We start from the raw sequence: 21,433 nt of genomic DNA on the forward strand, positions 1-21,433 counted from the left end.
GCTCGCCGTCAGTCCTCGTCCAGCTCCAGGAGTGCCTCGGCGGCGGTGGAGTTGCCCTGGTCGGCCAGCGCGCGCAGCTCGTCGAGGTCCTCGCGCTCCACCGCCGCCTCCACGACCAGGTCCGCGGCGTCCCGGTTGCCCTGCGCGGCCAACCGGCGCAGCTCGTCCACCTCACCCAACTCCGCGGCGAGCGCCACGAGCTGATCGGTCGCCGTGGGATGCCCCCGGTCGGCGAAGCGACGCACCTCGGCGAGGTCCTGCCGTTCAGCGGCCAACTCGACCCACTCGTCCACGGCGTCGCTGTCGCCCTGCTCCGCCCGCGCCCGCAACTCCGACCCCTCGTCCGGATCAGCCACTGACATCTCCCGTCCCCAGCAGGTCACTCCGCCACCGAGCCTAGCGACGTCCCGGTGCCTGGCGCTGGAAGCGGGCAACGCCGGAGCAGTCGAGTCCGGGGTGGTCACACCTTCGACTATCTCTGTTGGACACAGGACAACCACCCACCTGCGCGATGGGTCGGACATTTCAGACGGCGCAATCCCCCTGCTGCAACAAATCGTCGTTCGGGGGTGTGGTGGGTTGTACGATCCGGGCCGACGACGAGGGGGCATGGTGAGCGGTACCAGGGTTTTGGTGACAGGGGCGAGCATCGCCGGGCCGGCGTTGGCGCATTGGTTGCGCAGGCGGGGGGCCGAAGTGACGGTGGTGGAGCGGGCTCCTGGGTTGCGGCCCGGGGGGCAGGCCGTGGACGCGCGCGGGGTGGCGAAGGAGGCCATCAAGCGCATGGGGTTGGACGAGGCGGTGCGGGCGGCGTGCACCGATACCGCTGGGGCGCACTCCGTGGACGCCGACGGGCGGGTGTTGGAGACCTACCGGGCCGATGACGACGGTGGGGACGGGTTCATCGCGGACATCGAGATCCTGCGGGGGGACCTGTCGCGGGTGCTCTACGACGACACCCGGGACGGGGTCGAGTACGTGTTCGGTGACCGGGTCGTCGAGGTCGCGCAGGACGCGGACGGGGTGGACGTGGGGTTCGCGGGGGGTGGGCGGCGGCGGTTCGACCTGGTGGTCGGGGCGGACGGGTTGCACTCGGCGTTGCGGGGGATGGTGTTCGGGCCGCACGAGCGGTTCGTGCGGCACCTGGGGCACGTGCTGGCCTTCTACAGCGTGCCCAACGAGTTCGGGCTGGACCGGTGGCTGCTGGAGCACCAGGACCAGGCGTCCGGGCGGTCGGCGCTGCTGCGGCCCATCCAGGACGCCACCCGGGCGATGGCGATGTTCTCCTTCACCTCCGACGACTTCGACGTGGACCACCGCGACGTCGACGGGCAGAAGGCGTTGCTGCGGGAGCGGGTGGCCGGGCTGGGGTGGCTGACCGAGGACATCCTCGCGCACCTGGACGACACCCCGGACTTCTACCTCGACCAGGTCGCCCAGGTGGTGATGGACCGGTGGTCGACCGGGCGGGTGGGGTTGATCGGGGACGCGGCGTTCAGCTCGTCGCCGCTGTCCGGGCAGGGCACGGGGTTGGCGCTGGTCGGGGCGTACCTGCTGGCCGGTGAGCTGGCGGGCGCCGGGTGGGACCCCGAGGTCGGGTTCGCCCGCTACGAGGCGCTGATGCGCCCGTTCGTCGAGGCCAACCAGGAGATCGGCAGGCTCAACGCCCGCAGCCGCGCCATCCCCGGCCCCGACGCCGAGCCCGCCCCCGACTTCGAGGGCGAGTGGTTCGTGGAGCTGATCGGGCGCGTCCTCCACGGCGTCGAGCTGCCCGACTACGCGGACCTGCCGGACGCGGGTGTCCCGGCCAGGTCGTAGCGGCGGTTCAGCCCCAGGTGACCGGTAGTTCGCGGACGCCGTAGACGAGGGTGTTGTCCTTGTAGCGCACCGATTCGCGCGGGACGGCCAGGCGCAGGTCGGGGATGCGGCGGAACAGCCGGGTCAGGGATTCCTGCAGCTCGACCCTGGCCAGCTGCTGGCCGAGGCACTGGTGGGCGCCGAAGCCGAAGGCGATGTGGCGGCGCGGGGTCTCCCGGTCGAAGTCGAGCGCGTCGGCCGCGGCGAAGACCTGCTCGTCGCGGTTGGCCGAGCTGAGGGCGGCGACCAGCCACTCCCCCGCCTTGACCTCCCGGTCGCCCACCCTGGTGTCCTCGGTGGCGTGGCGCAGGACGCCGAACTGCACCACCGACAGGTAGCGCAGCAGTTCCTCGACCGCGCGCTCGGCGTCGGCGAGCACGACCTCGCGGCCGCCGGGGTGGTCGAGCAGGGCCAGGGTGCTCAGCGCGATCATGTTCGCGGTCGTCTCGTGCCCGGCGACCAGCAGGCTCAGGCCGAGCATGACCAGCTCGGGCATGGTCAGCTCGTCGCCGGTGGCCGCGCCGCGGGCGATGAGCCTGCTGATCAGGTCGTCCTGCGGGTGCTCCCGCTTGCCCGCGAACAGGGCGGCGAGGTAGCCCGACAGCTCGCCGAAGGCCGCCTGGCCCTGCTCGGCGGTGGTGTCGGTGCTGACCAGGACCGTGCTCTGCCGCTGGAAGCGCTCGCGGTCGGCGTAGGGGACGCCCAGCAGCTCGCAGATGACCAGCGACGGGATGGGCAGCGCGAAGCCCTCGACCAGGTCGACCGGGCCCGGCGTGGCCAGCAGCGCGTCGAGGTGCTCCTCGACCAGCCGCTGGACGTAACCGCGCATCGCCTCCACCCGGCGCACGGTGAACTCCGCGACGACCATCCGGCGCAGCCGGGCGTGGTCGTCGCCGTCGAGCTGGATGATCGACCCGGGCGGGACCGGCGCGTCGAGGTCGCTCTGGTTGACGTGCGCGGAGTTGGCCCCGCGCGAGCTCATCGCCCGGTCGGCCAGCACGGCGCGGACGTCGCCGAACCGGGTGACCAGCCAGGCGTCCATGCCGCCCGGGCAGCGCACCCGCGCCAGCGGCTCGTCGGCGCGCAGCGCGGTGTAGGCGGCGGGCGGGTCGAACGGGCACCCGTCCGGCCGGGCCACCGGCAGCTCGGGCACCTCGGTCTCGGCCACCTCGGTCTCGGCCGCCACGGCCACCACCCCGTCCTCGTCGGATTCGATCTTCCTTCCTACCGGAACCGGTGGCCGCTCCGACAGCTGCGAACGAGGGGTGTGCGCGGGCCCCCGGGTGACGGGTGGGCGCGCGGGGTCAGCGCAGGGCGACCAGGGTCGGGCCGCGCTGCTCCAGGACGATCGGGCCCGTGGTCGACATGGTGATCGGGCCCCGGTAGCCGCCCCGGTCGACGGGGATCAGGCCCGCGTCGGCGCCGGTGACCGGGTCCTTGACGGCCAGGCCCGCCTCGACGGGCAGCAGCAGCTTGCCCGCGAACACCACGCCGGACCCGGAGGTCGACGGCACCAGCCAGGTCGGCCGGAGGTCGGACTTGGCCAGGGCGACGGTCCGGGAGCCGGTGAACCAGTAGACCGCGTCCTGCCCGGTCGTGGTGGCCGCGGTGGCGCCCGGGGGGTCGGTGTTGGCGAGGTCCTGCTCGGGGATGTCGACCGGGGTGTCGGGCAGGGCGACGCCCGCCGCGGTGTAGGTGCGGACGCGGGGCGGGTCGGCGAGGGCGACCGCGGTGGTGGTGTCGGTGACGGCGATGACCCGGCCGCGGGCGCCGAGCAGCGTCGAGGAGGTGATCTCGACGTCGTCGTTGTCCTTGCCGGAGGGGGTCTGGGTCTTGTAGACGGTGAGGCGGTCGGCGCCGTTGTCCTCGGGGCAGCGCTCGATGACGGCGATGCGGTCGGCGGTGACGGCGACGGAGCCGAAGAAGCAGTCCTTGCGCAGGTTCGGGCGGGGCTGGACCGGGGTGGGGCGGGTGCCGTACTGGGAGGTCATCACCAGGTCGGAGCGCCAGCTGGTGATGAGGCGGCGGCCGGTGGTGGTGACGGTGGTGCCGTCGGAGAGCAGGCGGGTGCCGTACTCGGCGTCGGAGTTGCGGGTGGCCTCGACGTCGCCGGAGCCGCCGTCGATGGCCGAGACCTCGCTGCAGTTGCCGTCGGCGTAGGGGCCGTCCTCGGGCAGGTCGCCGCCCTTGGTGCCGTAGAGGGCCAGGACGGTGCCGCTGTCGGTGCGCTGCGGGGGGACGGTGTCGAACGGGGCGACCGTGCACAGCTGGAGGTCGCGCTGGTAGCGCCAGACGACCTCGCCGGTGAGCGGGTCCAGGCCGCTGACGGTGCCGCCGTTCCCGGTGGCGACCACGGGGCCCGCCACGACGGGCACCGGGGTGGAGGGGCTGTCGGCGCGCCAGGTCTCGGCCAGCGACGGGGGGAACTCCAGCGGCGGCACCTGCGCCGCCAGGGTGGTGGTCGCGGGCTGGCGGGTGGTGGCGGCGATCTCGCTGGTCTGCCAGCGCACGACGGGGGCGACCAGCACGACGGCCAGCAGCACCCCGGCCACGGCCCAGTCGCGGCGGCGGGTGAAGCGGGTGCGCGACCCGCGCGGCGCCGAAGTGTGGTCAGGGCCACCCGCGGCCCCGGCGGGCGCGCGTCCCGGACCAGCCGGGACGGCCTCGCCCGCACCGCTGCCGCGATCTTGCCCGGCCGCACCGCCGACCGCGTCGTCGCCCACCGCGTCTCCCTCGTCCACCCAGGTCAGCACCGCTTCGCCGGTCACCGTGGCACACCGGCCCCGGTACCTCAACGGCGACCCACGCTAGCGCGGGGAATGTGTCATCCCCGTTCGGATCGGGGTGGCCGGGATTGCGCGCGGCGCACACCCGCGCGGCCCGTGGACCATGGAAGTGGCCGGACCGTACACCATACAGGGGGTACCACACCACCGATGTCCCTCGAATGGAGGTAGCCTCCCCCTCGAGTCCCAGGAGGTTCGGTGAGTCCGGCAGCAGAGGCAGAGGCCCCGTGGGCCCGCCGCCCGAAGAGGGCGGACGGGCGACGAAACTACGACGCGATCCTCGACGCGGCCCGCGTCGCGTTCGCAGAGCGCGGGACGGGGGCCTCGCTCGAGGACATAGCCAAGTCCGCGGGGGTGGCCATCGGCACCCTGTACGGCCACTTCCCGACCAGGGAGACCCTGGTCGAGGCCACGATCCGCGAGCAGCTCGACCAACTCGACCAGGCCGCGGCGGCCCAGGCCGACGGCGACGGCGACCCGCTGGGGTCGCTCACCACCTGGATGCGCCTGGCCGTCGAGCACTGCAGCACCTACCGGGGCCTGGCGAGCTTCCTGGCGGGCAGCACCTACACCGCGGGCGCGCCGCTGCACCACACCAGCGTCACCGTGCACAAGGCGGCGGCCCCGCTGCTGGCCCGCGCCAAGCAGGCGGACCGCATCCGCGAGGACGTCACCGCCGAGGAGCTGTACGCGGTGATCACCGCCGCGGCGTGGGCACGGGAGAACTCGCCCGCGTCCACCGACCACAGCGTCCGGCTGATGGCGTTCATGGTCGCGGGCATGTCCCCCTCGGCGGAGGTCCCCGCCCGGGCGTGACGCGCACGAACCACGACGACCCCCGGTGGCCCGCGCCACCGGGGGTCTTTCGTCGTCGTCCGGGGGCACCGGCCGGATCCGCAGGTCAGACGTGGTGCGCCGGCTCAACCGCGCCAGCGGTGGAGTCCTGGTCACACCCGGGGGCGTGTGACCAGCGGCGGGGGCGGGTAACTACTGGGCAGACCCGACCGGAGCCGGAGGTAACCGTCCTATGTGGATCGCGCTGGCAACGCCCCTCGTCCTGATGCTCGGTGCGGTCGGCATGCAGCAGCTGGAACCGAAGGTGCTCCAGTCCGTGCCGCCCACCACCGACGACCCGCTCCAGCTGCCCGGCACCGCCGCCGTCGAGGACCTCGCCGTCCACTGAGGAAGAGCGCGCCGGTCAACGCGGCCAGGACCGGCCCTCGGACCCCTCGACGGCCTCGTTGTAGCCGATGAGCACGTCCGCGAGCACCGCGACCCGCTCAGCGGGCCACTCGCCCAGGATGTCGCGCAGGCAGCCGAGGATCCGCCCGCGCTCCGCCACCAGCTTCCGCTGCCCCTCCGCGGTGACCCGCAGCAACCGGGCCACGCCACCGCCGGGGTCGAGCACCCGCTCGACCAGCCCGGCTTTGAGCACCACCGCGACCTGCCGGTGCACCGTCGACACGTCCAGCCCGAACGCCTCCGCCAGGGCGGCGATGGTCATCGGGCCCCCGGCGGCCAGCCTGCTGAGCAGCAGGTAGGCCGAGCGCTCCAGTTCCCCCTTCGCGGGCACGAGCACCGCGTGCCGCGCGGCGAGCATGAGCTCGCGCTCCAGCACCGCCCAGTGGTCAGCCACACACGTCTCCGGTAACCGGTGGGAAAAGTTCCACTTGTAGGGTGCAAACCATGTGCACTCTACGAGTCGCCCGGTGAGCCAGCGGCGACGGGGCAGCGCCGCCTTGATCACCGCCTTGGCCGCCACCGGGATCGTGGTCTCGGTCATGCAGACCGTCATCATCCCGATCAACCCCGAACTCCCCCACCTGCTTGGCACCACCCCCGGCGCCGCGGCGTGGGCCATCACGGTCACCCTGCTGGTCGGGGCCGTGTCCACCCCCGTCGCCGGGCGCCTGGGCGACATGTTCGGCAAGCGCAGGATGGTCGTGGTGAGCCTGCTGCTGCTCATCGCGGGCTCGGTGGTGGTCGCGCTCAGCTCGACGCTGCCGCCGGTCCTGGTCGGGCGGGCGTTGCAGGGCTGCGCGGTGGGCGTCATCCCGCTGGGCATCAGCATCATGCGCGACGAGGTGCCCGCGGGCAGGCTCGCCTCGGCGATGGGCCTGATGAGCTCGTCGCTAGGCGTCGGCGGCGCGCTGGGCATCCCGGTGGCGGCGCTGATCGCCGAGCACTTGGACTGGCACGCGCTGTTCTGGCTGTCCGCCGCGCTCGGCGCCGCCGCGCTGCTGGCGGTGCTGGCGCTGGTGCCGGAGTCCCCGCAGCGCTCGGGCGGGCGGTTCGACGTGCCCGGCGCGATCGGGCTCACCACCGGCCTGGTGTGCCTGCTGCTGGCGGTGTCGCAGGGCGGGGTGTGGGGCTGGGGCTCGCCGGTGACCCTGGGCCTGTTCGGCGCCGCCGCCGCGGTGCTGCTGGTGTGGGGGTGGTTCGAGCTGCGCACCCGCGACCCGCTGGTGGACCTGCGCTCCACCGCGCGGCGGCCGGTGCTGCTGACCAACCTGGTCTCGATCGTGGCGGGCTTCGCCATGTACGCGCAGGTCCTGGCGCTGCCGCAACTGCTGCAACTGCCCGAGGCCACCGGCTACGGGCTGGGGCTGGGCATGCTGGCCGCCGGGCTGTGCACGATGCCCGGCGGGCTGATGATGCTGCTCGTCTCGCCGGTCACCGCGCGGATCACCGACCGGTGGGGGCCGAAGGTGTCGCTGCTGCTGGGCATCGCGGTCATGCCGGTGGGCTACCTGTTCGGGGTGTTCTTCCTGACCGAGGTGTGGCACCTGGTGCTGATCAGCGTGGTGGTCGGGATCGGCACGGCGCTGGCCTACTCGGCGCTGCCCGCGATCATCATGTCGGCGGTGCCGTCGGCGGAGACGGCGGCGGCCAACGGGCTCAACGCGCTGATGCGCTCGATCGGCACGTCGTCGGCCGCGGCGGTGATCGGGGTGGTGCTGGCGGGCATGACCGTGCCGCTGGGCGAGCGGCTGGTGCCCGCCCTGGAGGGGTTCCGGCTGACCTTCGGCATCGGCGCGGCCGCCGCGGTCGCGGGGGCGCTGGTGACCCTGTTCATCCCCCGGCGCGCGGCGCTGGACCTGCACCACACCCCGCCGGGCGAGCCGCTGCCCGCCGCGGAACCGGTGGTCGCCGCCGCGCGCTGAGGCGGGTTTTGGGAGCCGCGCACAACCGGGTGCGCGGCTCCTGCGCGCACGCACCACAGCCGTCCGTCCACAAGGGTCCAACGATGGCTGGCAACGGGGCCCTCGGCGGGATATCCAGGTGGACGCCCGACGACCGGGGCGTGCGCGGGGGCAGCACGCCCGCAGCACCGAGGAGATCCCGATGACGCGTCCTCCCCTCCCCCGCGCGGCGAAGCTGTTCGGCCTCGGCCTCGCCGCGGCGACCGCGGTGGGGGTCGCCCTCGCCGTGACGCCGACCGCCTCGGCCGTCGGGGACGTGGTGGGGGTGGGCAGGGCGGGGGCCATCAAGGACAGCTACCTGGTGGTGTTCAAGGAGGGTGCGGTCCGGCAGCGGCCCGTGCGCGACCTGGTCGGGTCGCTGGCGGGCAAGCACCGGGCCCGGGTGCAGTTCACCTACCAGAGCGCGGTGCGCGGCTTCGCGGGTGAGATGACCGAGGCCGAGGCGCGCAAGCTCGCGGCGGACCCGGCCGTGGAGCGGGTCGAGCAGAACAGCCGCGTGCACACCCAGGACACCCAGCAGGGCGCCACCTGGGGCCTGGACCGCCTCGACCAGGCGGCGCTGCCGCTGAGCCGCACCTACACCTACCCCGGCACCGGGGCGGGCGTGCGGGCGTACGTGATCGACACCGGCATCCGCACCACGCACGCGGACTTCGGCGGGCGCGCGAGCTGGGGCACCAACACCACCGGCGACGGCAACAACTCCGACTGCAACGGGCACGGCACGCACGTGGCGGGCACGGTCGGCGGCACCACCCACGGCGTGGCCAAGGGCGTGTCGCTGACGGCGGTCAAGGTGCTCGACTGCAATGGCGACGGCAGCTTCGCGCAGGTCGTGGCCGGGGTGGACTGGGTGACCCAGAACCACGTGTCCGGGCCCGCGGTGGCCAACCTCAGCGTCGGCGGCGACGGCAGCAACGCCACCCTGGAGAACGCGATCCGCAACTCCATCGCCGACGGGGTCGTCTACGCCGTGGCGGCGGGCAACTCCAGCAAGGACGCCTGCCTGCAAACCCCCGCGCGCACACCCGAGGCGATCACGGTGGGCGCGACCACCAGCACCGACGCGCGGGCCTACTACTCCAACTACGGCACCTGCGTCGACCTGTTCGCCCCCGGCTCGGACATCACCTCGCTGTCGAACGCCAGCGACACCGGCACGGCGCTGATGTCGGGCACCTCGATGGCGACCCCGCACGTCACCGGCGCCGCCGCGCTGGTGCTGGGCTCGGCACCCGCCTCGACCCCGGCGCAGGTCGCCTCGGCGCTGGTGGGGTCCGCGACCACGGGCAAGGTGACCAACGCGGGTACCGGGTCCCCGAACAAGCTGCTCTACACCGGCTCCATCGGCGCCCCCGCCGCGGGCGACACCCTGCTCCGGGGCCAGCGGCTCAACGCCGGGCAGTCGCTGCGTTCCCCGAGCGGGCAGTACCGGCTGGACATGCAGGCCGACGGGAACCTGGTGCTCTACACCGCGGCGGGTGCGCCGCTGTGGCACAGCGGCACCTACGGCAACCCGGGCTCGTACACGACGTTCCAGAGCGACGGCAACGTCGTGCTCTACACGGCCGCGGGCAGGCCGCTCTGGGCGACGAACAGCTGGGGCTCGGTGGCGAGCCGGTTCGTGGTCCAGAACGACTCCAACCTCGTCCTGTACGGGCCGGTGAACCAGGTGTTCTGGGCGCGTTACGGGCGCTGACCAGATCATGGGATGAACGGCCCACCTTCCCCGCGACGGGGGAAGGTGGGCCGTTCGCGATCATCTGCTGTTGATGTTGCTGAAACGTTGTAGGGCGCGGATCACATCCCGATTACGTGCACCCCGAACTGCGGATATGCCCGTCGACACCGGTCACGGGGTCGCGAATCGGGCGCGGGCGATGAATGATGGGTGAACGAGGCGGTCCCGTTCGCGGGAAACGGACGGGAACGTTCAAGTAACCTCCGGCGATGCACCGGGTGTACCGGACATCACAGTCCGAGAGAGGGGGACGCGTGCCCGCGTCTGAGCCTGCCCTACCGAACGGCCGCCTGATCGCGCCCGGCAGTTCCCGGCCGAAGCGCCCGGCACCCCGCGAGACCGGGGTGCTCACCTTCATCGTCCCCGCCGCGGGCGAGCAGCTGCCCCTGGTGCGCCACCGGGTCAGCTCCTGGCTCGCCTCGCACCGGGTGTCGGGGGAGCTGCGCCGCGACGTCGTCACCGTCGTCGACGAGGCGGTCTCCAACTCGATCCAGCACGGCTACGCCGACGCCGACGGCCTGGTCGCCGTCACGGTGCAGGCGGGGCCCGCCGAGGTGCTGGCGCTGGTCGCCGACCACGGCTCCTGGTCCGGCGCGGCGGCCGGAGGCCTCGGGTTGGCCGTCATGCGCGGCCTGGCCCAGGAGGTCGAGCTGCTGCACGAGGACGGCCGCACCACGCTCAGCGCGCGCTTCGAGCGCCGCCGCGCGGGCGACCGCAAGGCGTGGGCGCCACCCGCCCAGCGCGCGACGACCGATCGGGCGTCCGCGAGCCGCTGACACCACTGGAGCCCCTCCCCGGCGACCCGCCGCGGGAGGGGCTCCGGCGCGTCAGGCCCCGGCGGGCTCCACCACCTCGGGCTGCTCCGCCACTGCGGGCTGCTCGGCCACCACCGGCAGGGTGAAGTGGATCGTCGTGCCCCGGCTGTCGGCCTGGTCGCGGTCGGTGTCCAGCCAGATCCGCCCGCCGTGGAACTCCACGATCTTGCGGCACATGGCCAGCCCGATCCCGGTGCCCGGGTAGGCGTCCTTGCCGTGCAGCCGCTGGAAGATCACGAACACCCGCTCGGCGAACTGCGGCTCCACCCCGATGCCGTTGTCGGCGACGGTGAACACCCAGTCCTCGCCGTCGCGCTCCACGGTGACCCGCACGTGCGGCGGCTCGTCGGCGCGGAACTTCACCGCGTTGCCGATGAGGTTCTGGAACACCGCGGTCAGCAGCGGCACCTCCCCGCGCACCAGCGGCATCTCCGCCGGGGCGTCGACCACCGCGCCGGTCTCCTCCACCACGGCGGCGAGGTTGCGCACCGCTTGGTCGACCAGCTGCCGGGAGTCGACGTCGACGTGCTTGCCGGTGTGCCGCCCGACCCGGCTGAAGGCGAGCAGGTCGTTGATGAGCACCTGCATGCGCCGGGCGCCGTCGACGGCGAAGCCGATGTACTGGGTGGCGTTGTCGTCGAGCTTGTCCCCGTAGCGGCGTTCGAGCAGCTGGCAGAAGCTGGCCACCTTGCGCAGCGGCTCCTGCAGGTCGTGCGAGGCGACGTAGGCGAACTGCTCCAGCTCGGCGTTGGAGCGCTTGAGGTCGGCCGAGAGCACGTCCAGCTCGGCGTTGGTGCTGCGCAGCACGCTGAGCTCGTGCAGGATCCGCGAGCGCATGACGTCGACGTCGGCGGCCAGGTCGGTGATCTCCTCCGGGCCCGCGACCTCCACCCGGTGCTCGAACTCCCCGCCCGCCACCTGCCGCACCTGGGCGGTGAGCCGCGACAGCGGGGCCACCACGGCCGAGCGCAGCAGCACGGCGGCCAGCACCACGAGCAGCAGCAGCGCGCCCAGGGTCACCACGCAGGTGGCGACGAGCGCGGAGGCGGCGCTGTTGAGCTCGGCGCGGCTGGCGGCCCGCTCCTCCTCGGCGTCGACGCCCAGCGCGTTCAGCGCCGCGCGGGCCCGGTCGAAGAGCACCTTGCCGTCCCTGACGTCCGTGCTGAGGTCGCCCCGGCGGACGCTGCTGATGGTGGGCTCGGCGTAGCGCACCCGCCAGTCGTCGACCGCGCGCACCACCTCGTCGAGGTCGGCGCGGGCCTTGGCGGACTGCCCGGCGAGCAGGTCGCGCAGCTGCGCCACCGCGGCCCGCTCGCGGCCCTGCGCGTCCTGGTAGGGCTGCAGGAACTCCGGCCGCACGGTGATGGCGAACCCCCGCACGCCGGTCTCCTGGTCGACCAGGGCGGTGGTGAGCTGCTCGGCGGCGATGACGGTGGGGCCCGCCTGGTCGAGCAGCCGCGCGCGGGCGCTGTTGAGGTTCGAGATGGCCAGGGCCACCGCGATGATGGCGGCCCCGAAGATGGCGACCACGGCCACCGACGCCACCGCCGAGCGCCGCCGCAGCGACCACCGGCTGATCCCCCGCCGCGGCCCCGGCCCACCCGCCGCAGACCCGCCCGCGGGCTCGGGCGCGCCCTGCTCGACCGCCCCCGGCTCGACCTCGTCCCGCCCACCGACCTGCTCGCTCACCACGACCCCGTCCTCGCCGACAGCCCACTCCGCGCGGCAGCCTACGGCCAGGGTGGGGCGGGCGCCGGGCACCTCCCGCCGGGTGCGCCCGGGTGGCGGCTCGGCGGGCGGCGCGGTGCCCTGGCGAGCCGCCGCCCGGGGGCTGGGACGGCACGACCGGGTGGGGGCATCACGCCGGTCACCGTCCGCAGGGGAAAAGGCTTTCGGATTAATCGCCGGGGGTCGGAGCACCACGCTACCCCGGCGCACAAGGGCGGGTCCGGTCGTCGGTCGCGGCGGCCACCGTCCGACGGCGACTACGGTGGAGTAACCCGCGCGCGGTTCACCCGAACGTGCGATGCGGCGCCGCGTAACGGCCCACGGCGGGCCGACGCGGCGGTGCCGGGTGAGGCCATTCGGGGGAAATTCCGGGCAATTCCGGTTCCGTCCCGGGTGGACAGTGGTGGATCACCACAGGTCAGGACACCCGGCAACCGCCCGCGGACCGGGCGTAACCGGGCACCGCGGCGTCCGGGCACAGGAAGCGGGTGTACCGGGTGTCGCCGTCGACGTAGCGCTTGAGCCAGGCGACCACCGGGCCCACCACCGGGTCGGGGGTGTTGACGAAGTTGTGGTCGGCGCCCGCGCGCAGCAGGTAGGACCGCGCGACGGCGGTGAGGGAGTCGTAGGAGGGGCGGGCGTAGCGGGCGGCGGGGGCGATGGTGTCGCCCTCGGCGCCGACGACGAGGGTCGGCACCCGCACGGCGGAGAAGTCGGCCGTCACGTCCCAGGGCGTCATCGGCACCGCGGCGCGCAGCCAGGGCCGGGCCAGCGCCGCCTCCAGCGCCCCTCCCCCGCCCATGGAGTGCCCCAGCACGGCGGTGCGGTCCGGGTCGGCGAGCCCGCGCACGGGGCTGTCCCCGACGACCCAGTCCAGCGCCGCCAGCAGCTCGGTGGCGCGGGCATCCGGGAAGTCGGTGGGCAGCAGGGTGTCGATCAGCACCACGACGAAGCCCTGGGAGGCGAGCGCGGGCCCCCACCAGGCGAGGGTGGCCGAGTTCTCCCCGTACCCGGGCGCGACCGCGAGCACCCCGAACGGGCCGTCCGCGGCGCCTGCCGGGTAGTAGACGACTCCCCCGCCGAACCCCGCCACCTCGGCCCGGTCGACCGAGAGCACGTCGACGGCGTGGGGCCCGGTGCCGGTCGGCAGGGCCACCGGGTCCGGCCCCCGCCGCACCTCGGGCGGCGGCGCCGGGAACGCCCCGCCTGCCGCGAGCGCGAACAGCAGCACGACCACCACCAGCGCGCGCACCCGACCTCCCTCACCCGGACGGACCAACGCCCCGAGTCTAGGCACCCACCCTGTGAACCCCCGCCCCCCGAACTCCCCCACCCCAGCGACCCCCACCCGCCTCCCACGCCCTCGCCGCTCCACCCGTCCACGCACTCCCACCGACCACCCGATCGCGCCCACAGGACCACCACCAGCAGCGCCAACCCGTCCCACCCAGCCACCACCAGCAGTGCCCGCTCACCTCACCCAACCACCACGGCAGGCCATCTCACCCAACCCGCCCTCCACCAGCCGAACCAACCCACCCCACCAGGCCACCACCGCCGAGCGAACCCACCCAACCCAACCCCCGCCAGCCGAACCCGCCCCCTCAAGCCGGGCACGATGCCGGGCGGGGCGAGGGGGCGGGTGGCGGGAGGAAATGCCTCAGTAGTTGTCGCCGCCGAAGAACATCTCCTCGATCTGGTCGGCGGTGCCCGCGAGCAGGGCCAGCGGGTCGTCGAACTCGTGCACGTCGAGGTCGCGCAGGGGCAGGGAGTGGCGCAGGACGACGTGCTCGCCCATGATGGCCGCGCCGCAGGCGATGGAGGCCTGCCCCACCTCGCGCAGCAGGGCGGCGAGGTCGACCTCGGCGGCCAGGCCGACGGGGCTGGCGATCTGCACCCACTCGTGGACGTTGTCGAGCACCTCGCGCACCAGCACGACGACCTGGGTGCGCTCGTCCTCCTCGTCGTACTTGTCGAAGCCGAACTCGATGCGGATCTCGTCCTCGCGCTCGTCGATGACCTCGTACTCCTCGCGGATGTACTGGGCCAGGTCGCCCCACGTCGATACCATGCCGCCCAGCCTACGGGAGTGGATCACCGCGCGGGTGGGCCGTTCGCGCCCTTGTGCGCCCCTGCCCGGTCGTGTTAAGTCGAACGGGTGGCCGACGCGGGCCCCGGGACCGTCCACTCAGGAGGCTCCATGCCGAACCGGATCGTGCCGCCGGGGTTGCCGGAGCACCTGGAGTACCCGCGGGTGCCGGTGGGGGCGGTGGTGCTGGGCGCGGCCCGGCGCTGGGGCGAGCGGGTGGCGTTCCGCCGCGGCGCCGAGTCGATCACCTTCGCGGAGCTGGGCCGGGCGGCCGCGCGCACCGCGAACGGGTTGCGCGCCCGCGGCGTGGAGCCCGGCGACCGGGTGGCGCTGCGGATGCCGAACCGGATCGCCTTCCCGGTGGCCTACTACGGGGTGCTGCTGGCCGGTGCCGCGTTCGTGCCGGTGAACCCGCTGCTGCCGGAGGCCGCCGCGCGGGCGCAGATCGCCGACTCGGGCGCGGTGCTGGTGCTCGGCGAGGGCGACGTGGCGCCGCTGGCCGAGGGGATGCCGGACGTGCCGCCGCGGGTCGAGGTCGACGTGGACGAGCACCTGGCGCACCTGGCCTACACCGGCGGCACCACCGGGGTGTCGAAGGGCGTGCTGCTGCCGCACTCGAACGTGGTGACGAACCTGCTCCAGTACTGCTGCTGGGGGACGGGGTCGGTGCCCGCGCTCGACGACGAGGGCGGGTTGCGGCTGGAGCAGGTGGGCAGCGCCGAGGAGTGGCCCGCCCGGCTGGGCACCGGCGTGGTGGTGAACCTGACGCCGTGGTTCCACGTCATGGGCACGATCGCGGGCATGAACGCCCCGGTGCTCACCGGCGCCACCGTGGTGCTGCACGACCGGCTCGACCCGGCCGCCTACCTCGCGGCGGTGGAGGAGCACCGGGCCACGACCATGGGCGGCGCGCCCGCGCTGTTCGCCGCGCTGGCCGCGCACCCGGACTTCGACACCCGCGACCTGTCGTCGGTGCTCACCATCAGCTCCGGCGCCTCCCCGATGCCGCACGACACCGCCGAGCGCCTGCGCGCGCGGGTGCCGAACGCGGTGGTCGTGGAGGGCTACGGCCTGACCGAGGTGACCATGGGCGCCACCGGCGGGCCGACCTGGCGGTCGGGTGTGCGCAAGCTGGGGTCGGTGGGCCTGCCGACCTTCGACACCGAGGTCCGCGTGGTGCCGGTCGACGGCGGGGACCCGCTGCCCCCCGGCGAGCCGGGCGAGGTCTGCCTGCGCGGCCCCCAGGTGATGCGCGGCTACCACAACCACCCCGAGGCCACCGCGGAGGTCCTGGTAGACGGCTGGCTGCACACCGGCGACATCGGCGTGCTCGACGAGGACGGCTACCTGTTCATCGTCGACCGCAAGAAGGACATGCTGCTCTACAAGGGCTACAACGTCTACCCGCGCGAGCTGGAGGAACTGCTCGTCGCCCACCCCGCCGTCCACGGCGCCGCCGTCGTCGGCCGCCCGCACCCCACCGCGGGCGAACTCCCCGTCGCCTTCGTCGTCCCCGCGCAGGCTTCCCTGACCCCCCAACAACTCCAGGACGACATCAACGCCAACCTGGTCCCCTACAAGCGCCTCCGCGAAGTCCACTTCGTCGACGCCATCCCCTACTCCGCCGCGGGCAAGATCCTCAAGCGCGAACTCCGCAACCGCCTCACCGCGGGCTGACGCGGCAGACCAGGCGCATCGACTGGACGCGACCTCGTGGCAGAAGGCGAGGAATGCAATGGGCTACAGCCTGGAAGACCGGCTGGTGATCGGGGTGGCGTCCAGCGCACTGTTCGACTTGTCCGAGTCGGACGCCGTCTTCCGCAACCGCGGGGAGGAGGCGTACCGCAGCTACCAGGAGCAGCGCTTGGACGAACACCTGCAACCAGGTGTCGCCTTCTCCTTCGTCAGGCGCCTGCTCTCCCTCAACGACCTCGCGCAACCGGACGACCCGCTGGTGGAGGTCATAGTCCTGTCGAAGAACGACCCGGACACCGGGCTGCGGGTGATGCGCTCGATCGAACACCACGGGTTGGACATCACCCGTGCAATCTTCCAGCAGGGGCGCTCGCCCTACGAGTACATCTCGGTGCTGAACATCGCCCTCTTCCTGTCCGCCGACGACGGGGATGTGGCGAAGGCGGCGGAGATGGGGCTCCCAGCGGGCAGGGTTCTGACCGCCTCGCTGGCGGACACCGAAGACGACGACCTCCGCATCGCCTTCGACTTCGACGGGGTGCTGGCGGACGACAGTTCGGAGAAGATCGCGCAAGCGGACCTGACGGCATTCCGGGAGCACGAGGTCCAGAACGTCAGGACGGCCCACAACGCGGGCCCGCTGAAGGACCTGCTGGCGGGCATCAACCGGATCCAGCAGCGGGAGGTGGAGCGCAAGGAGGCGGATGACGACTACCAGATCCGCGTCCGGGTCTCCATCGTGACCGCGCGGAACGCGCCGGCGCACGAGCGGGCGATCCTGAGCCTGAAGCAGTGGGGGGTGCGGGTCAACGACGCGTTCTTCCTGGGCGGCATCGACAAGGGTCCGGTGCTGGAGGTGCTGAAGCCGCACATCTTCTTCGACGACCAGTTGAAGAACCTGCAAAGCAGTTCGAGCAGGGTACCCAGCGTGCACATCCCCTTCGGGATCGCGAACCTGCCCGCGCGGGTGGACGACGCCCGACGCGAGGTGGACGCGTCAGGTGAGGACTTCGAGGGTGGCGGGTCCTGTTGAGAGGGTGCCGGAGTCCAGGGGGGTGCAGCGGACGCCCGCTCGGCCGCGGAGGGCCCTGAAGGCGCCGTCGGCCAGTTGGGTGTCCATCCAGCGGCAGGGGGAGGCGGGGCGGTGGGCCCGGAAGCGGAGGGGGCCGGTGCCGGTGTCGAGGGTGAACAGGGCGCCGGGGGTGGTGCGGGTGGCGGCGAGGGTGTCGACGGGGAAGCCGCGGAGGAGGAGGTTGCGGCGGGTCCGGAAGGGGTCGAGCGGGGTGGCGAGGGCGCGGGCGACCTCGTCGAGGGCGTCGAGGGAGAGCAGGGTGACCGCGGCGGTGCGGTGGGCGGGGTGGTTGTAGTAGCGGTCGCCGAGGAGGCCGAGGTCGGCGTGGACCTCGACCTGGTCGAGCGGGGTGGGGGGCGGGCCAGGGGGGTCGGTGGGCCTGCCCTCGTAGGCGTGCACCGGGGAGACCAGGATGGCCTCCAGCACGACCGGGGTGGGCGTCAGTCGCCCAGCCAGCCGTGGCCCTCGGCGAGCTTGACCATGGCGCGCCGGACGCCGACGATCTGCTCGCCGGTCAGCGAGCCGACCGAGGTGAGCAGGGCCTCGGTGACCTCGGCGCTGAACTCGCCCGCCGGGATGAAGTCGCACAGCACGTCGTCATCGCCCGAGCCGCCCGAGCCGCCGACCGCGGTGCGGGTGGGCGCGGCCTCGGAGCGGCGCACGAGGGTGACCCCGAACGCCTTGGGGCCCCGGGGGCTGTCCTCCACCTCGAACTCCACGAGCGAGCCCGCCGTCAGCAGGTGCTTGTCGAACTCCAGGTCGTTGACGTGCAGGAAGATGTCCTCCCCACCCGCGTCGTTGGCCACGAACCCGTACCCGCGGACCTGGTCGAACTTCACCACTGTCCCTGTCGCCACAGCAACCACCACATCACTTCAACTACGGCGCACCACTGCGCCACCACGGAAACCTCCGCTCATTGTGCCACCACCCGCGTCCGGCGCCACGCCACGACCAGGAAACCGGCGAGCCCGACCAGCGGCAGGGTGCTCGCCGACCAGCTCAGCGCCAGCGGCGGGCCGGGCTGCTCCAGCACGTTCAGCGAGGTCAGCGCCCCGTCACCGGTTCCGAGCGGACCGTCGAGGTGGAACCGCAGCGCCCACTGCCCGGCCGCGTCCACGGACTTGATGTCGAGCCCCCAGACCTCCAGCTTGCGGGGGTGGCGCGCCAACGGCCGCTGCCGCGGTTGGCCGGTGGCGCCGGGGGCGACCATGGCGAGGGTGCCGGACTTGTCCCCGATCCCCCCATCGGGCGCGAAGGTCCAGTCCAGTGACTGGTACGCGCGCACGGGCCAGGTGCTGAACCCGACGGTCACGCCGTAGGGGCCGACTTGCACCCGTTCGGTGTGCACGACGTTCACGGGCTCGTAGGCGTTCGCGGCGGGCGCGGAGGCGACCACGAGGCAGGCGGTGAAGGCGAGGGCGGTCAGCGTGCGGCGCACGGCTCAGGCCTCCTTGACGGCAGCGGGGACAGCAGGAGCGGGGATGGCGGTGTCGGACCGGGTGGGCGCCCCGGGGTTGGCCGCGCGCAGCATGCGGCCGAAGCGCCACCCCAGGAACCCGGCCAGCAACCCGACGACCAGACCGGCGACGGCGTTCGGCAGCAGTTGCGCGACCTGCACCCGGTAGCCGTACACGAGCGAGTCCTGCACGCCCTGCACCCCGGCGAGGACCGCGCCCGCCACCCCGCCGCCGACCACGGGCGCCCAGCCCGCGCCGCGGCGGGCGCGGGCGGCGAACAGCTCCAGCAGCAGCGCGACGGGGATCAGCAGCATCGGCATCAGCGCGGGCATCACCGGCACACCGCGGACGTAGTCGCGCACCGGCAGCCCCACCGACTCCGCGTACACCCGCGCCGCCCACGGCGAGAACCACCAGCCGACGAGCTGCACCACCCCGAGGGCCGCGGCCACCCACACCATCAGCCCGGCCTTGCGCGCGAACCCGCCCGCGGTGACCACGAGCATGACCACGAGCCAGGCCATCGCGGTGTAGACCGCCTCGAACGGACCGTCCACGCTGGTGAGCCCGAGCACCACGATGGTGCTGAACGCCGCGAGCGCGCCCAGCGACACCACGAGCCCCACCTTGCCCCAGCGGTGCTCGAACGCGGCGGCGAACACGACCGCGGTGCCCACCATGGTGGCCATGACCGACAGCAGCAGCCCGATGTGCGGCGGGGACTCGATCACCGCGTCGAAGCCGTAGAGGCTGTGCCACCACAGGTCCCACAGCCCGTAGACGAGGAAGGACGCCGCGCCGCACCCGGCGACGAGGTGGCCGACCGGCGCCTTGAACACGCCCAGCACGGCGACCGGCACCCCGCCCGCGACGGGGTCGGGGTCGCGGCCCGCGCGCTGGGCCGCGGTGGCGGCGAGCACGGCGGTGAGGCTCGCCAGCCCGGCGATGGCGCTGCCCGCGTAGAGGAACAGGTGCGGCAGGGTGAAGAAGGTGTCCGGGCCGACGTCGGTGTGCCACTGCACGTCCCAGGTCAGGCCCACCAGCGTGATCAGCGACCCGAGCAGCAGCGCGGCCGCGGTCGGCAGGCCGCCGCTGAGCGCGGCACCGCCCACCCGGGCGCGCGGCAGGGTCCCCGCGGTCATGTCCATGCCCATCCCCTCCTAGTTCCCCACCCGCAGCGGGAGCACGGTCGACTCGGCGGCTCCCGCCCGGCGGACGGTCACGGTGATCTCCCAGGTGCCCGCCATCGACAGGTGCGCGGCCGGGACCCGGTAGCGGCCGGGGGCCTCGGCGGTGGCGGTGGCGGGCGGCTCGGCGTGCCCCATGCCGGGCATCACCGGTTCGACGGTCACCTCGTCGGCGGTGACCGGGGCGCCCGCGTGGTCGGTGACCTCGACGAGCAGGGCGTTGTCGCCGACCGACGCGGGCCCGTCGAGGACGACCCGCACCGCGTAGGTGTCGGACCCGCCGGTCAGCTCCTGGGGCTCGTCCTCGGGCCACAGCCACACGACGAGCAGCACGACGACCACGGCGGCGGCGACGGCGGCCAGCAGTCGGGTCCGGGGCAGGGCCCTGGTCTCGGTCACGGTGTCCCCCCGGGGGTCGCGGCGATGTCGAGCAGGGCGGGCGCGGTGAGGACCTGGTAGCCCCGCTCGGCCTGGAACCACAGCCGGTACTGGCCGGGGCGCGGGAAGGTGAAGGTCCAGTCGACGTGCGGGTCGTAGGCGGCGACGGTCTCGTCCGGTTCACCGCCGACCGCGCCGGGGGTGGTGGGCACCATGGCGTGCGCGTGCGCCCACACCGGCGCGGCCAGCGCGGCCTCCCCGACCGGGGCGCCCGGCGGCAGCGGGCCGATGACGACGAGGTGCCCGCGCATGCCCAGCCACGGCTGGAGGTCGGCGGGCCCGCCGAAGTCGGCGGTGAGGGTGGTGGGGCGCCCGGCGACGAGCCGGTCGGCGGTCACCTCGACCTGGGCGGTGCCCGCCGCGCGCTTGCCCGGTCCACTGGGGACGGTGGAGGCGCGCGGTTTCCCCGCAACGTCGAACGACCCGCGCACCTGCGCCACGCCCGCGCCCGCGCGCGACAGCTCGGCGGACACGGCGAAGCGCCCGCCCTCGCCGGGGGTGAACGCGGCCCGGTACTCCCCCGCCGCCGCGCGCACCGGGTGCAGGTGGCTGAGCACGCCGGACGGGCTCACCACGACCAGGTGCACGAACGCGGCGTGCTGGGCGCGCAGGTCGTCGACGGGGCGGCCGGTGGCGGCGTCGGTGAGGTCCAGCACCACCGCCGTCGGGCTCCCGGCCCGCGCGGGTTCGGCGCGCACGGCCATGTTGGCGGGCGGCCTGCTGCCGTCGAGGGCGGGGGCGGCGACCGGGGTGGACGCCGACAGCAGGGCGGCGGTGGCCGCCACGGTGATCGAGACGAGCACCCCGGCGCCCGCGGTGACGGCGCCCGCGCCGACCCCCCGGCGCAGCGCGAAGCCCAGCGCCAGCACCAGGAACACCCCGGCGGCGACGAAACCGCCGTAGGTCGCGCGCTCCCAGGTCTGGGTGACCCGCTCCAGCACGGTGAACGGGATGCGCGCGGTGTTGCCCGCGCCGTCGTCGAGTTCGAGGTCCCAGGGGCCGAAGCGGTCGATGGTCAGCGTCGTGGAGGTCGCGCCGGGCGGACCGACCCGCACCACCGACTCGGACACGGCGCTGCCGCCCGGGGGCACCGCCCGCAGCCTCAGCTCACCGGGAGCGGTGCCGACGTGCGAGACGACGTCCACCGACACCGGCGCGGGTGCCCCCTCGACGCGGCGCACCACCACGGTCAGCTCGCGCTCCCCCAGCGTCTGCGCGACGTGCAGGTCGGCCCCCAGCGGAGCGCCGTCGGCCCACGCGGGCGGCGCGAAGACCACCAGCAGCACGCCCACCAGGGCCACCAGCGCCCGCACCCGTCCCCGCACGCCGGTGACGGTACCGAGCCGGGCGGGCACGGCTCGT

General features: G+C 73.8%; 20 protein-coding genes. 7 read left to right on the forward strand and 13 right to left on the reverse strand.

All coding sequences use genetic code 11. From position 1 onward, the window contains the following. Positions 1-8 precede the first annotated feature (8 nt). Positions 9-356 (reverse strand): hypothetical protein, encoded by a 348-nt coding sequence (locus BJP25_RS16435; protein WP_084794068.1) that lies wholly within the window; start codon positions 354-356, stop codon positions 9-11. Between the two features lie 253 nt (positions 357-609). Here BJP25_RS16435 and BJP25_RS16440 point away from each other — a divergent pair, with 253 nt between their 5' ends. Next, complete coding sequence (locus BJP25_RS16440; protein ID WP_084794069.1) at positions 610-1,818, forward strand: FAD-dependent monooxygenase; 1,209 nt, start codon at positions 610-612, stop codon at positions 1,816-1,818. A 7-nt stretch (positions 1,819-1,825) separates the two neighbouring features. Here the strand turns inward: BJP25_RS16440 and BJP25_RS16445 are convergent, their stop codons facing one another. Together BJP25_RS16445 and BJP25_RS16450 are read right to left on the reverse strand one after the other, a co-directional pair. Continuing rightward, on the reverse strand, positions 1,826-3,043 hold the full coding sequence (locus BJP25_RS16445) for a cytochrome P450 (RefSeq protein WP_233158102.1): 1,218 nt from the start codon (positions 3,041-3,043) through the stop codon (positions 1,826-1,828). A gap of 118 nt (positions 3,044-3,161) precedes the next feature. Continuing rightward, positions 3,162-4,625: an Rv3212 family protein gene (locus tag BJP25_RS16450; protein WP_084794070.1), complete on the reverse strand. Its 1,464-nt coding sequence runs from the start codon at positions 4,623-4,625 to the stop codon at positions 3,162-3,164. 216 nt (positions 4,626-4,841) lie between these two features. Here BJP25_RS16450 and BJP25_RS16455 point away from each other — a divergent pair, with 216 nt between their 5' ends. Further along, positions 4,842-5,459 (forward strand): TetR/AcrR family transcriptional regulator, encoded by a 618-nt coding sequence (locus BJP25_RS16455; RefSeq protein ID WP_075975774.1) that lies wholly within the window; start codon positions 4,842-4,844, stop codon positions 5,457-5,459. Between the two features lie 382 nt (positions 5,460-5,841). On the opposite strand, the gene BJP25_RS16460 is transcribed toward BJP25_RS16455, so the two are convergent. Beyond that, the gene (locus BJP25_RS16460; RefSeq protein ID WP_198943522.1) at positions 5,842-6,279 is read right to left on the reverse strand and encodes a MarR family winged helix-turn-helix transcriptional regulator; all 438 of its coding nucleotides are present in this window, start codon (positions 6,277-6,279) and stop codon (positions 5,842-5,844) included. Positions 6,280-6,352: 73 nt separating this feature from the next. Here BJP25_RS16460 and BJP25_RS16465 point away from each other — a divergent pair, with 73 nt between their 5' ends. The 3 genes from BJP25_RS16465 to BJP25_RS16475 all read left to right on the forward strand — a co-directional run bounded on the left by BJP25_RS16465 (position 6,353) and on the right by BJP25_RS16475 (position 10,363). After that, positions 6,353-7,807 (forward strand): MFS transporter, encoded by a 1,455-nt coding sequence (locus BJP25_RS16465; RefSeq protein ID WP_269844552.1) that lies wholly within the window; start codon positions 6,353-6,355, stop codon positions 7,805-7,807. 181 nt (positions 7,808-7,988) lie between these two features. Further along, complete coding sequence (locus BJP25_RS16470) at positions 7,989-9,545, forward strand: S8 family serine peptidase (RefSeq protein ID WP_075975776.1); 1,557 nt, start codon at positions 7,989-7,991, stop codon at positions 9,543-9,545. A gap of 386 nt (positions 9,546-9,931) precedes the next feature. Then, positions 9,932-10,363: an ATP-binding protein gene (locus tag BJP25_RS16475; protein WP_075975777.1), complete on the forward strand. Its 432-nt coding sequence runs from the start codon at positions 9,932-9,934 to the stop codon at positions 10,361-10,363. Positions 10,364-10,414: 51 nt separating this feature from the next. Here BJP25_RS16475 and BJP25_RS16480 read toward each other — a convergent pair whose 3' ends face one another. From BJP25_RS16480 to BJP25_RS16490, 3 genes are all read right to left on the reverse strand, one after another. Then, on the reverse strand, positions 10,415-12,094 hold the full coding sequence (locus BJP25_RS16480) for a sensor histidine kinase (protein ID WP_233158103.1): 1,680 nt from the start codon (positions 12,092-12,094) through the stop codon (positions 10,415-10,417). Between the two features lie 454 nt (positions 12,095-12,548). Continuing rightward, on the reverse strand, positions 12,549-13,382 hold the full coding sequence (locus tag BJP25_RS16485) for an alpha/beta hydrolase family protein (protein WP_143219121.1): 834 nt from the start codon (positions 13,380-13,382) through the stop codon (positions 12,549-12,551). 408 nt (positions 13,383-13,790) lie between these two features. Then, positions 13,791-14,201, reverse strand: coding sequence for a hypothetical protein (locus BJP25_RS16490; protein WP_075975779.1), 411 nt, complete (start codon positions 14,199-14,201; stop codon positions 13,791-13,793). Between the two features lie 129 nt (positions 14,202-14,330). On the opposite strand from BJP25_RS16490, the gene BJP25_RS16495 reads away from it, so the two are divergent. Beyond that, a complete protein-coding gene (locus BJP25_RS16495; RefSeq protein ID WP_075975780.1) occupies positions 14,331-15,896 on the forward strand; it encodes a class I adenylate-forming enzyme family protein in 1,566 nt (521 codons plus the stop codon). Between the two features lie 58 nt (positions 15,897-15,954). Continuing rightward, positions 15,955-16,947, forward strand: coding sequence for a 5'-nucleotidase (locus tag BJP25_RS16500; protein ID WP_075975781.1), 993 nt, complete (start codon positions 15,955-15,957; stop codon positions 16,945-16,947). Here BJP25_RS16500 and BJP25_RS16505 read toward each other — a convergent pair. Genes BJP25_RS16505 through BJP25_RS16530 form a run of 6 tightly spaced genes read right to left on the reverse strand, consistent with a single transcriptional unit; the run spans position 16,912 to position 21,396 of the window. Beyond that, a complete protein-coding gene (locus BJP25_RS16505) occupies positions 16,912-17,412 on the reverse strand; it encodes an MOSC domain-containing protein (RefSeq protein WP_233158104.1) in 501 nt (166 codons plus the stop codon). The two genes, BJP25_RS16500 and BJP25_RS16505, sit on opposite strands and share 36 nt — an antisense overlap. A gap of 14 nt (positions 17,413-17,426) precedes the next feature. Further along, positions 17,427-17,843 carry a cold-shock protein gene (locus BJP25_RS16510; protein WP_075975782.1) on the reverse strand — a complete coding sequence of 139 codons (417 nt, stop codon included), beginning with the start codon at positions 17,841-17,843 and terminating at the stop codon, positions 17,427-17,429. Positions 17,844-17,902: 59 nt separating this feature from the next. Continuing rightward, positions 17,903-18,427, reverse strand: a complete 525-nt coding sequence (locus BJP25_RS16515) for a hypothetical protein (protein ID WP_075975783.1) — start codon at positions 18,425-18,427, stop codon at positions 17,903-17,905. A gap of 3 nt (positions 18,428-18,430) precedes the next feature. After that, entirely contained in the window at positions 18,431-19,594 is a 1,164-nt protein-coding gene (locus tag BJP25_RS16520; RefSeq protein ID WP_233158105.1) for a hypothetical protein, read from the reverse strand. Positions 19,595-19,606: 12 nt separating this feature from the next. Next, a complete protein-coding gene (locus BJP25_RS16525) occupies positions 19,607-20,032 on the reverse strand; it encodes a FixH family protein (RefSeq protein WP_158075665.1) in 426 nt (141 codons plus the stop codon). Continuing rightward, a complete protein-coding gene (locus tag BJP25_RS16530) occupies positions 20,029-21,396 on the reverse strand; it encodes a hypothetical protein (protein ID WP_233158106.1) in 1,368 nt (455 codons plus the stop codon). Before BJP25_RS16530 ends, BJP25_RS16525 begins: the two co-directional genes overlap by 4 nt. Positions 21,397-21,433: the final 37 nt, after the last annotated feature.

This window comes from Actinokineospora bangkokensis, from assembly GCF_001940455.1.
Taxonomy (GTDB): Bacteria; Actinomycetota; Actinomycetes; order Mycobacteriales; family Pseudonocardiaceae; genus Actinokineospora; species Actinokineospora bangkokensis.

Coding starts and splice junctions, on each gene's coding strand:
- BJP25_RS16520 (WP_233158105.1), bottom strand. CDS start 19,594: ATGGACATGACCGCGGGGACCCTGCCGCGCGCCCGGGTGGGCGGTGCC.
- BJP25_RS16440 (WP_084794069.1), top strand. CDS start 610: ATGGTGAGCGGTACCAGGGTTTTGGTGACAGGGGCGAGCATCGCCGGG.
- BJP25_RS16470 (WP_075975776.1), top strand. CDS start 7,989: ATGACGCGTCCTCCCCTCCCCCGCGCGGCGAAGCTGTTCGGCCTCGGC.
- BJP25_RS16490 (WP_075975779.1), bottom strand. CDS start 14,201: ATGGTATCGACGTGGGGCGACCTGGCCCAGTACATCCGCGAGGAGTAC.
- BJP25_RS16495 (WP_075975780.1), top strand. CDS start 14,331: ATGCCGAACCGGATCGTGCCGCCGGGGTTGCCGGAGCACCTGGAGTAC.
- BJP25_RS16500 (WP_075975781.1), top strand. CDS start 15,955: ATGGGCTACAGCCTGGAAGACCGGCTGGTGATCGGGGTGGCGTCCAGC.